Origin of the sequence: Comamonas sp. A7-5 (genome assembly GCF_039581385.1) — a bacterium.
In the GTDB taxonomy this organism is placed as follows: domain Bacteria; phylum Pseudomonadota; class Gammaproteobacteria; order Burkholderiales; family Burkholderiaceae_C; genus Comamonas; species Comamonas thiooxydans.
In genome coordinates this window covers 1-13258 of sequence record NZ_JBCPWO010000027.1, presented here as the reverse complement: position 1 = coordinate 13258, position 13258 = coordinate 1, and the positions used below count along the sequence as shown (strand labels likewise).

General features: G+C 67.0%; 2 protein-coding genes. Both read left to right on the top strand.

Annotation, left to right across the window (positions count from 1 at the left end; all coding sequences use genetic code 11):
• Window positions 1-392: 392 nt before the first annotated feature.
• Complete coding sequence (locus tag AAIL67_RS23905; protein ID WP_034379287.1) at window positions 393-2126, top strand: ShlB/FhaC/HecB family hemolysin secretion/activation protein; 1734 nt, start codon at window positions 393-395, stop codon at window positions 2124-2126.
• A gap of 38 nt (window positions 2127-2164) precedes the next feature.
• On the top strand, window positions 2165-13258 hold an 11094-nt coding region (locus AAIL67_RS23900; RefSeq protein WP_343485316.1), incomplete at its 3' end, for a hemagglutinin repeat-containing protein.

Sequence of the window (13258 nt, the reverse complement as noted above, 5' to 3'; positions counted from 1 at the left end):
ATTCTAGCCAGTTTCCGCGACTTTATTCGGGTTAATACCTGTATTGGTGTGGTTCTGCGGCTGCTGGCTTGGGGCGTGGAAGGCCGGTCTGACCCCGCCATGGCTCGCGCAAGCCCGCGTCTTCGTCGGTGAAGCAGCCCGCCATAAAAAACTCGTACCCGCGACATCGAAGGCCAAAAAACGCAAAGCTCGTCAGAACGAAGACCATTGCGCTTCGTCTGGCCAGCGCTGTGTCGCACCGGCGCACCCTCGCGGCCATTTTTGAGAATCTTCTTATCCCGCTCGTTCGAGTCCGTTTCTATCCTTTCTCATTCCAGATCAAACGGTCACGGCGAACCCGGCGTTCGCGCAGGGCAGCAGCGTGTCTGCACACGCGTGCAAAAGGAGATGGGATGGGAGATTGGTTTCGCCAGGGGCGTTGGGCCTTGTTCGGCCTGCTGGCGCTGCTGGCGCCGGCGTCTGCACAGACGAAAAGCAGTGCCGCGCAGGAGAGTGCTGCGCAGAGCAATGCCGCGCAGGAGCTGTTGCGCCAGCAAGAGCGTGAGCGGGTACTGCGCGAGAAGCAGGAAACAGCGACCGATGTGCGGTTGCAGCCGGCGCAGGCGCCGCCGCCGGACCGGCTTCCACCGGACGAAACGCCATGCTTCCCGATTGAACGCGTCTGGCTTGATGGTGAAGACGCCTACAGATTCCTCTGGTCCCTGAAGGCGGCCGACCCGGGCAATGACCCCGCCACGGGGCGTTGTCTCGGCACTGACGGCATCAACATGGTCATGGCGCGTGTGCAGAACACCATCGTCGCCCGCGGCTTCGTCACCACGCGCATCCTCGCCGCGCCGCAGGACCTCACAACCGGCACGCTGACACTGACTGTCGTTCCCGGCCGCATCCGCAACATCCGTTTCGCACCCGGTACTTCGCCCAAGGCCACCGCCTGGAATGCCGTGCCGGCCAAGCGAGGCGACCTGCTCAATCTGCGCGACATCGAACAGGCGCTCGAGAACTTCAAGCGCGTACCCACCGTCGAAGCCGACATTCAGATCATCCCTGCCGAGGGCGACGATGCACGCCCCGGCGAAAGCGACCTGCTGGTTTTCTGGCAACAGCGCTCCCCACCCGTGCGCTTCAGCGTGTCGCTGGACGACTCCGGCAGCAAGGCGACCGGCAAGCTCCAGGGCGGGGCCACGCTCTCGCTCGATGACTTGCTCATGTGGAACGATCTGTTCTACGCCAACATCAATCACGACGTCTTCAACGGCGGCAACAAGGCTACCCGGGGCTACACGGCGCATTACAGCGTTCCCTATGGCTACTGGACTCTCAGCGCCACCGCCAGCGGCTACAGGTACCGGCAGGGCGTTGCCGGCTACAGCCAGAACTACCTCTACAGCGGCACCAGCGACAACGCCGAAATACGCCTGTCGCGTCTGCTCTACCGCGATGCCAGCCGCAAGACCTCGCTCTACGGGCGCGGCTGGATGCGCAAGTCCAGCAACTTCATCGACGACACCGAAATCGAGGTGCAGCGCCGCCGCACGGGCGGTTGGGAGCTGGGGCTCGCGCACCGCGAATACCTGGGCAAAGCCACGCTGGATGCGAGCTTTGCCTACCGCCGGGGCACCGGGGCATTTCATGCGATGGCTGCTCCCGAAGAGGACTTCGGCGAAGGCAGCTCGAGGATGAAGGTCTTCACGGCTGAAGCCCAGCTCATGGCACCCCTCAGCCTCGGCGCGCAACGCGCACGCTACATCGGCAGCTGGCGTGCGCAGTGGGACCGCACGCCGCTGGTGCCGCAGGACCGCTTGTCCATCGGTGGCCGCTACACCGTGCGCGGCTTCGATGGCGAGCTGACGCTGATGGGCGAGCGCGGCTGGGTCTGGCGCAACGAACTCGGCCTGCCGCTGGGCGCTGGCCAGGAGCTCTATTTCGGCGTCGACTACGGCCATGTCAGCGGCCAGTCCACGCGCAGGCTTCAAGGCCGCAACCTGGCCGGCTCGGTCATCGGCCTGCGCGGCGGCGCCAAGGGCTTCCATTGGGACCTCTTCGCCGCCACGCCCCTCTACAAGCCCAAAGGCTTCCGGACCGACTCGATTACCAGCGGCTTCAGTCTCGGCTGGTCCTACTGAATCCGTACCGATTTCGTGCAAGCAAGGGATGTGATGGCATGAACAAGAACCTCTACCGCGTCGTCTTCAACCGGGTGCAGGGCCTGTTTCAGGTCGTTGCAGAGATCGCTCGGCGCAATGGACCGCGCGCAGGCGCCAGTGCAACCGCCGCAGGCAGCCGATTCCTGGTCACGCTCAGACCCTTGTGCTTCGCCTTGGCACTCGCCATCGGCCAGGCTGTCATCGTCCCGCTGGCGAATGCCCAGATCGCTGCCGACCCCAGCGCCCCCGGCAATCAGCGCCCGACAGTGCTGGATACGGCCAATGGTGTGCCGCTGGTGAACATCCGGACCCCGAGTGGTGCAGGCGTCTCGCGCAATGCCTACAGGCAGTTCGACATCGGCCGACAAGGCACCATCCTCAACAACTCCCGCACCAATACGCAGACGGAACTGGGCGGCTGGGTGCAAGGCAATCCTTGGCTGGCGCGGGGCACCGCCCGCGTCATCCTCAACGAGGTCAATTCCAGCAACCCGAGCCGGCTCAATGGCTATGTCGAAGTGGCCGGCGACCGGGCTCAGCTGGTCATCGCCAATCCGGCAGGTATCTCCTGTGACGGCTGCGGCTTCATCAACGCCGACCGGGTGACGATGACGACGGGCAAGCCGATCATCAACGGCGGCTCGCTGGAAGGCTATCGCGTCCAGGGCGGCGCCATCCAGATTCACGGCAAGGGCATGGATGCCGGTGCTGCGAACTACACGGATCTGATTGCCCGTTCCGTGCAAGCCAATGCCGGCATCTGGGCACAGCAGCTCCGGGTCACCACTGGCAGCAACGAGGTCAGCGTCGACCATGCCCAGGTACGGAAGACCGACGCCAGTGGCGATGCACCAGCCTTCGCACTGGATGTGGGCGCGCTCGGCGGCATGTACAGCCAGAAGATTGTGCTGGTCGGCACCGAACACGGTGTCGGGATGCGCAACGCCGGCACCATTGGCGCCGGGGTCGGCCAACTGGTGGTCACGGCCGATGGCCGCCTGGAAAACAGCGGCACCCTGCAGGCCAGGACCGACACCCACATCGACGTGAGTGGCGGCCTTGCCAACGCCGGCACGGTCAGCGCGGGCCGCGAGCTTCTGGTCAACACCGCGCAGGACATCGACAACAGCCAGGGCACGCTCAACGCACGCCGCATCGAGGCCAACGCGCAGTCTCTGAAGAATCGTGGCGGCGCCATCGAGCAGACCGGCACTCAGGACCTGGCGCTGCACGCCGCGCGGCTGAGCAACCGCGATGATGGCCGTATCGGGCTGGCGGCGGCCGATACCGGCACCACGCCGGGCAGCGGCGGCACCTCGGGCAACGGCAGCGGGACGGGCGGAGAAACGGGTGGCACCGGCGGCGGTGCGCCGGGCGAAGGTACCGGCGACGGCGGCCAGCCGGGCACCGGCGTCGCGCCGCTAGCCAATGGCGCGCTGAACATCGCGTCCGCACTGGACAACGACGGCGGTCGCATCATGGCCGGCGGCGATATCGACGTGACGGCCAGGGCCGGCCTCAACAACGATGGCGGACACCTTGGCGCGCGTCGGCTCGCCGTGAGCGGCGGCGACCTCGGCAACCGCAAGGGCGAAATCAAGGTCGCCGCCGATGCGCGCATCGCGGCAGGTCAACTCAACAACGATGCCGGCCTGATGCAGCTGGCCGGTCCCGTTGCCCTGAGCGCGCAGGACTTCTCCAACCGCGCCGGCATCTTCCAGCACAGCGACAAGGCCGACACCCACATCAAGGTCAGCGGCCGGTTCGACAACAGCGAGGGCACGCTGGCCAGCAATGCCAACCGTCTGACCCTGGACGCCGACCAGTTGGTCAACACCGACGGCCACATCGCCCATGCCGGCGACGGTGGTCTTGTGGTCAATGCCGGGGCATTCAGCGGCGCGGGCGGCGAGACGGCCACGGCCGGCGCGGCCACCTTGCGCCTGGGCGAAAGTGACCACCGCAAGGCCACGCTCAGCGCCGCGCAGATCGACCTCGGCGCACAGTCCTTCGACAACCGTGGCGGCAAGGTCATCGCCACCGGCAACCAGGCCAACCGCATCGACGTTGCCGGTACGCTCGACAACGGCGACGATGGCACCATCGCCAGCAATGCCGATCTCGGCATTCGCGCAGGGGCCCTCGGCAATGCGGAGGGCCGCATCCTTCATGCCGGCGACGGTCGCCTCGATATCGAGGCCGGCACCCTGCACGGCGAGAATGGCAGCATCGCCAGCAATGGCGCGCTGGATCTGAAAGGCGAAACCACCGACCTGACCGGGGCGACCACGCAGGCCAAAGCCATCACCATCAACACCGGCACGCTGACCACGGCCAAAGGCACACTCGTGGCCAGCGGCAGCGCGCCACTGGACCTCAAGGTCCGTGGCGCGATGGACAACCGCGGTGGCACTGTCGCCGGCAACGGCGCTGTGGACCTGCGCGCCAAGTCGCTCGACAACACCGGCGGCACGCTGTCGGCCGCCGGCACGGACGCCAGCCGCATCACCGTGGCAGACCGTTTGGACAACACAGACGGAAACCTGGTCGCGGCGGGTGACACGACCTTGAAGGCCGGCGAGTTGGTGAACCAGGGCGGCGCCGTGGTGGTATCCGGGGATTCCGCCCTGGCCGTCAACGTCGACGGCACGCTGGACAACAGCGCTGGCGGCACCCTGGCCGCAGGCGGCAACATGGCCCTCCAGTCCGGCGCCCTGGATAACCGCAAGGGCACCATCCAGCATACCGGCCGCGGCGCGTTGACCGTTGCCACGGGCGACTTGGACGGCGCGGACGGCACTATCGTCAGCAAGGGCGCGCTCGACCTGAAGGCCGGCCGTGCCGACCTCAGCGGCGGCGCCACCCAGGCCGACAAGATATCCATTGCCGCCGACAGCCTCAGCACGGCGAACGGGAGCCTTGTTGCGTTGGGCAACGACACCCTCGATGTGACCGTCGCCGGGGCGATGGACAACAGCGGCGGAGCCATCGCCAGTAACGGTGCGGTCAAGCTCGCCGCCCAGGTGCTGGACAACCGCGACGGCAAGATTTCTAGCGCTGACACGGACCCGAGCCAGATCCAGGTTGCACAGCGCCTGGACAACACAGACGGCAGCATTGTCACGGCCGGCAACCTGAAGGTGAAGGCCGGCACCCTCGTCAACCAGGGCGGCTCGGTCACGGCATCCGGTCAAGCCACACTGACAGTCGCAGTGGACGGCACCCTCGACAACAGCCGCAAGGGCACGCTTGCTGCTGGCGGCGACATGGCGGTTTCGGCCGACACGCTGGACAACCGGGACGGCAACATTCAGCACGCCGGCGACGGGTCGCTGCTCCTGACCGCCAATACCCTCCAGGGTACGGGCGGTAGCATCGCCACCAATGGCGGGCTGGACCTGACCGGCGAGCACACCGACCTGCGCGATGCGACCACGGTAGCCAAGCGCCTTGGCATCGACACCGGCACGCTGACCACCGCGGGCGGCAAGCTCACGGCCACCGGCGCCGACCTGCTGGTGGTGCGTGCCCGCGACCGGGTCGACAACACGGGCGGCAGCATCGCCGGCAATGGCAGTCTGGACATGCAGGCCCGCGTCCTCGGCAATGCAGCTGGCACGATTTCAGCCGCCGGCAGCGCGCCGAGCCGCGTCGCAGTTACCGGTGCCTTTGACAATACCGGCGGTACCCTGGTCGCGGCCGGAGACACCTCGGTTGCAGCCGGCACACTGCGCAACCAAGGTGGCTCCGTGGTGGCAGCCGGTGACGCGGCTCTCAAGGTCGCCGTGGACAGCCTGCTGGACAACAGCGGCAAGGGAACGCTCGCTGCTGGTGGTAACCTGGCCGTCGGCGCAGCAGTCCTGGACAACCGCGGCGGCGCCGTCCGGCACTCCGGCAAAGGCACGGCGGATATTGTTGCGGTCGAGCTGCAAGGCGCGGGCGGCAGCATTGCCAGCAATGGCGCGCTCGCCATCGGCGGTGATACCACCGACCTCAGCGGCAGCAGCACCTTCGGCGAGCACATCCGCATCGAGACCGGCCGGTTGCTGAACAGCGGGGGCAAGCTCATCGCTACCGGCACGGATCTGCTGCGGGTCCGCGCTCGCGACGGCGTGGTCAATACCGGCGGCACCATCGCCGGCAATGGCGCGCTCGACCTGCATACGGCCTCGCTCGGCAATCAGGGCGGCAAGATCAGCGCAGCAGGCTCTGCCGATACCCGAGTGGAGGTCGATGCAGCCTTCGACAATCGCGGCGGCGAACTGGTCGCGAGCGGGAGCATGCATGTCAAGGCTGGCGACCTGTCCAACCAGGGCGGAACGGTTCTTGCCGCCGAGCGGGCGGCGCTGACGGTGGACGTCGCCAATCGCCTGGACAACAGCGCCAAGGGCACGCTAGGCGCGGGCGGCGATCTGACCGTCAGCGCGTCCGTGCTCGACAACCGCGCCGGCACCATCCAGCACGCAGGCGACGGCACCGCCACGATAGCAGCCGGCGACCTGCAAGGCGCAGATGGAACCATCGTCAGCAATGGCGCCCTGGCGCTGAGCGGCAACACCACCGATGTTGGCGGCGGCACAACCCGGGCCCGGCAAATTGCCATCGATACCGGCACGCTCGAAAACGTGGACGGCACGATAGCGGCCACCGGCGCCGGCCCGCTGGTCGTGCGCGCCCGTGATCGCATCGACAACAGCTCCGGCACCCTCGCCGGCAACGGCGCGCTGGACCTGCAGGCCGGTGCGCTCTTTAACCAGGCGGGCAAGCTCCAGGCGGCAGGCAGCGGCGACAGCCGCCTTGCCGTCACCGGACAATTCGATAACCTGCGTGGCAGCATCGTTGCTGCTGGCAACACCACGGTCACGGCGGGCAGTTTGCACAACCAGGGCGGCACGGTTGCCGCCACCGGGCAATCGGCGCTCGACGTCACTGTGGACGGCCGGCTGGACAACAGCGCCAAGGGCACGCTCGCCGCAGACGGCGACCTGACCGTCAGCGCGTCCGTGCTCGACAATCGCGACGGCGTCATCCAGCACGCCGGCGATGGCAGCGCCGCCCTGTTCGTGGGCGACCTGCAAGGCGCAGGCGGCAGCATTACCAGCAACGGCACGCTGGACATCGGCGGCACGCTCACCGACCTCAGCGGCGGCAACACCTTCGGCGAGCGCATCCGCATCGAGACCGGCCAACTGCTCAATGCCGGTGGCAAGCTCATTGCCGTCGGCGCCGACCTCCTGGTGGTCACGGCTTCCGACAGCGTGGACAACACCGGCGGCACCATCGCCGGCAATGGCGCGCTGGACCTTCAGGCCGGCGCGCTGACCAACCGCGACGGCACCGTTCAGGCGGCGGGTAATGCGGCCACTCGTATCGACGTGGCGCGCACCCTGGATAACACCGGTGGCACACTGGCAGCGGCCGGCGCCACCAGCGTCAAGGCGGGTGAACTGGTCAACCAGGGCGGCAAGGTACAGACCGCCAGCACCGCCGGCCTGACCGTGGATGTCGTCGACAACCTGGACAACCGGACCGAAGGCCTCATTGCCAGCGCCGGCAATGCCGATGTACGCGCCGGTTCGCTCGACAATCGCGGCGGCGCGCTCAACGCCGCAGGCCAGTTGACCACCACCGTCCGGCAGGCGCTGGATAACCGGAGCGGCAAACTGGTCAGCGCCGCCGATCTTGGTGTCACGGCCGCCGCGCTGGACAACCGCGACGCCGGGCTGCTCGTCTCCACGAACGGCAAACTGAGCGTGGATACGCGCGAACGCACCGAGAATGCAGGCGGCACACTGCAAGGCGGCGGCCATGTCAGCCTTGCCAATGCCGGGCTCGGCAATGCCGGGGGCACGGTGCTCGGTGCCAGTGTCGACATCGACACCCGTCTGGCCTCGCTCGACAACGCCGGCGGTACCATTGCCAGCACCACTGGCGCGCTTGGTGTGAACAGCGGCGCGCTGAACAACACAGGCGGCCTGTTGCAGTCGGCACAAGGACTGCGTGTGGACACCCACGGCCGGGAACTGGACAACACTGACGCCGGCAGCACCGGCGGCATCCTCAGCGGCGACACGCTGGCGCTCAACACCGGCGACCTGAAAAATCGCGGCGGCGTCGTGCAGAGCCAGGGCGACCTCATCGCCCGCAGCGGCGGCATCGACAACACTGCCGGGCAACTGGGCAGCAACGCCAATGTCGATATCGGCGCCGTGTCGATAGGCAACGCCGGCGGCAAGGTTCAGGCGGGCAGCGACCTGACTGCCAACTTCTTCGGCGTGGCGAACAATGACGGCGGCCTGATGGTTGCTGCTGGTGGCCTGGCCCTCAACGCCGCGCAAATCCTCAACCGCGACACGCAAAGCACGGATGCCGACCGGCCTCTCGGCCTGCAGGGTGACAGCGTGGCACTGATGGCCCATCGCACGGACAGCACTGCCGGCACCATTGCCGCCGACAGCCGTATCGGCATTCGGGGCACCGGTGAGGACAGTGTGCTGGACAACACCCTTGGCAACGTCACCTCGGGCGGCAGCATCGAGCTTGAGGCCAGCCGTGTGCTGAACCAGCTTGGAACGCTGCTTGCCGGCAAATCCCTGGGAGTGAGCGCTGCCACCCTTGGCGGCGACGGCAGTCTGCTGTCCAAGGGCGACTTGAGCCTGAACCTCCAGCAGGACTTCACCAACGTCAAGCAGATCACCGTCAACGGCCATGCCCTCATCGGCACTGCCGGCCTGTTGACCAACCACGGCGTTCTGCAGGCCGGCGACCTCGAAGTGCGCGGCACCGGCGTCAACAACACCGCCACCGGCGAGATGAGCGGTGGACGCACCACCGTCGTTGCGCGCGACACCTTGACCAACCGCGGCCTCATCGACGGCGCCCAGACCCGTATCGAGGCCGGCACGCTCGATAACGTCGGCACTGGCCGCATCTACGGCGACCAGCTTGCCATCAAGGCCGGCGCACTCAACAACCGCGAAGAAGGCGGGCGCGCCGCCGTCATCGCCGCGCGCCAGCGTCTGGATATCGGCGCAGGCTTCCTCAACAACCGTGAACAGGCCTTGATTTTCAGCGCGGGCAGCGGCAGCGACGCCATGAACATCGGCGGCACGCTGGATGCCAGCTACCAGGCCACCGGGCGTTCGGGCCTCATCCTCAACGACAGCGCCACCATCGAGTCGCTGGGTGGTCTGAGCATCGACAGCGCTCGCCTGCTCAATCGCAACCTGCATTTCCGCACCGAACTGGCTCAGGTTGGCGGTCCCACCAAGTACCTCTACATCCAGCCCAAGGGCGACCCCGGCAAGTACAGCGCTGACGAATACCGATGGGAAAGCTGGAGCCGCGCCGGGCGCTACCGCCACAAGCAAACCGGCGCGGAAGTACGGGACTGGACGCAGTACGACGTCACCCGGACCGAGTACGAAACACAGGTGGTTGAAAGCGCGCCCGCGCTCATTCGCTCCGGTGGCAACATGAGCTTGCGGGGCGGCGAACTGATCAATGACAAGAGCCAGGTCATCGCCGGTGGCGTCCTGCACGGCGACCTGGACCGGCTGAACAATGTGGCCGCCTTTGGCGAGCACATCACCAGCAAGACTGGCACCAGCCAGTACACCTACTCAAGGTGGCGCGGCGGACTGAGGCGTTACTACCAGCGCCGGTGGGACGGAAAGATTGCCTACAACCCCGCCGACACCGTGCAGACGGTTGACCTCGGCGTGTCCAAGGTCGTGCAAAACGCTGCGGGCGGCGGCAGCGGCTTTGCCGTGGGCGGCCGCCAGACAGCCCAGGTGGGTGGCGCTGTGGGCGGCAGTGCCAATGCGACCGTCGGCACCGACCAGAAGCAGATGACGGAAGTTCAGGCGCAGGTGAACGATGTCGTCGGTCCGGACACCGCCGCGGGCGCTCGGGTCGCTGGCGGCAGCGCTCCGCAGCGCAGCAGGGAGCAGACCGTGGCCGGCAACAGCGGTCCGGGCCAGACTCGGGTCGATGGCGTCCAGGCGCTTGATGGCCCTGGCGACAGCCAGGAAGCCTTGGTCGAGACGGTGGCCGGCCCCGGCACGGCCAACGCGCAGGACATGGCCGAGCGCAGCGGTCCCGGCAGCCGGCAAAGCGCCACGGTGGCCCATGCCGGCGGCGATGCGCCGACGGTCATTCGCACCTTCCAGGTGAGCACCGACATGCCTGTCAACAGCCTGTTCAGCGCCGGCCCCGACGCTGGCGGCTATCTCATCGAGACCGACCCGCGCTTTGCCGACTACCTCAACTGGCTCAGCTCCGACTACATGCTGTCCCAGCTGGGCCATGACCCGGCCGCCATGCACAAGCGCCTGGGCGATGGCTTCTACGAGCAGAAGCTGGTACGCGACCAGATAGGCCAGCTGACAGGTCGTCGCTTCCTCGAAGGCTATGCCAGCGACGAAGCGCAGTACCGTGCGCTGCTGGACGCCGGCAGCACCTATGCCCGTGCTTGGAACCTGCGTCCGGGCGTGGCCCTCAGTGCCGAACAGATGGCCCAGCTCACCAGCGATATCGTCTGGCTGGTGGAGCGCGACGTAAGGCTTGCCGACGGCAGCACCACGCGCGCCCTGGTGCCGCAGGTCTATGTCCGCGTGAAACCTGGCGATATCGACGGCAAGGGCACGCTTCTGGCCGCCAATGCCGCCGACCTCAGCCTCCAGGGCGATCTCGTCAACACCGGCACCATCGCAGGGCGCACGGCAGTCAAGCTCACCGGCGAGAACCTGCGCAACCTCGGTGGGCGCATCACCGGCGATGCAGTGGCGCTCACGGCGCGCACCGACCTCGACAACATCGGTGGCACTCTGGACACGGACAGCGCCTTGCTGCTCAAGGCGGGGCGCGACCTCAACGTCGCCAGCACCACCCGCAGCGACGCCAGGCAGGCCGGGCGCAGCGACTTCAGCCGGACCAACCTCGACCGCGCGGCGGGCCTCTACGTCACCAGCCCCGGCGGCATCCTGCTGGCTTCGGCGGGTCGCGACGCCAATTTGATTGCAGCCAAGGTCATCAACAGCGGCAAGGACGGCCAGACCGCCATCGTCGCCGGCCGCGATCTGCACCTCGGCACCATCAAGGTGGCTGAGCAGGAAAACAATGTTCGCAATGTCGGCAATTACCTCAATCAGGGCTATGTGCAGGATGTGGGCACCGCCATCGACGCCACTGGTGATGTGCGTCTGCAAGCCGGCCGCGACCTGAGCGCCATCGCGGCCAACGTCACCAGCGAACAAGGCGCACTGGTGGCCCTTGCACAAGGCGATGTGAACATCCTCGCCGGCGAAGCCGGCAGCAACTGGAGCGAAGGCCGCCAGCACAAGCACAGCGGCCTTCTGGGCTCCAGCAGGAAGACCACCCGCGACAGCCTCGAAGAAACCAAGGCGGTATCCAGCACCTTCAGCGGCAACACGGTCGCGGTGCAGGGGCAGAACGTCAACGTCACCGGCAGCAATGTCGTGTCCGATGCCGGCACCGTCATCGTGGCCGGGAACGACCTGACCATCCAGGCCGCCACTGAGGCCAGCAGCAACAGCCGCTTCAAGGAAACCAGGAAAAGCGGCTTCCTCTATAACGGCGGCATCGCCTTCACCGTCGGCAGACAGATGAACAGTAGCGACCGCAAGGACGTCAGCACGCATGCGGCTGCTTCGACAGTCGGCTCTACCGGGGGCGACGTCACTCTGGTGGCCGGCAACCGCTACCAGCAGGCCGGCAGCCATGTCCTGGCGCCCAGGGGCGACATCGACATCCAGGCCAGGCAGGTGGATATCGTCGAAGCGCGGGAAACCGGCACCAGCACCGAGGAAAGCAAGTTCCGCCAGTCCGGCCTGACAGTTGCCCTGACCTCGCCGGTCATCTCGGCGGTCCAGACCGGCGAGCAGATGAAACGCGCCTCGGGCAACACCTCGGACACGCGGATGAAGGCGCTGACCGCCGCGACCACAGGGCTTGCTGCCGTCAATGCCTACGATGCCGTCCGCGCAGACCCGAAAACCGCCGGCGGCCTCAACATCTCCATCACGGCCGGCTCCACCAGGAGCGACAGCAAATCCACCACCACCTATGACACCGCTGCCGGCTCCTCCGTGGCGGCGGGCGGCGATGTGCGCATCAGCGCCACCGGCGCCGGGCAGGATTCGGACATCACCGTGCGCGGCAGCAACATCAGCGCGGGCGGCAACGCCCACCTCAAGGCCGATGGCGATATCAACCTGCTTGCCGCTCAAAACACCGTCGAGACCGACCGCACCAGCAGCAGCTCCAGCGCGGGCGTGGGGGTGGCGATTTCAGTCGGCCAGGGCGGCGTCGCCATGGGCGTCACCGCCAATGCCAGCCGCGGCAAGGGCAAAGGCGAAGGCAAGGACGTCACCTGGACCAACACCCATGTCAGCGCCGGTGAGCGCCTGACCCTGGAATCCGGTGGCGATACCAATCTGCGCGGCGCAGTGGCTGGCGGCAAGCAGGTCGTGGCCGATGTGGGTGGCAATCTCCATATCGAGAGCCTGCAGGACAGCAGCAGCTACGCCAGCCGCAACCAGTCGGCCGGTGGCAGCCTCACCCTCAGCCCTGCGGGCGTGCCCATCGGCGGTGGATTGAATGCCGGCCAGAGCAAGGTCAACAGCAACTACCAAAGCGTCACCGAGCAAAGCGGCATACAGGCAGGGGACGGCGGCTTCCAGGTCAACGTCAAGGGCGACACCGACCTCAAGGGCGCCGTCATCGCCAGCAACCAGACGGCGCTGGAGCAGGGCAAGAACCGTTTCAGCGCCGCAGGGGCGCTTACCACCAGCGACCTGCACAACCAAGCTAGCTACGAAGGCCAGGCCGTGGGGGTCAATGCCAGCGTGGGTAACGATGCGAGCAAGTTCGGCGTCAAGGGCGTGGGAGCCGGCGTGGGCCAGGACAGCGGCAGTGCCCAAGGCACCACCACGGCGGGCATCTCCGGCATCGCGGGCGACCAGAGCGTGCGCACGGGCGATGCCACGGGTATCGAGCGGATATTTGATCAGAACACGGTGCAGCGCGAGATCGATGCGCAGGTGGCGATTACGGCGGAGTTTGGCAAGCAGGCCAGCAAGGCCGCAGGG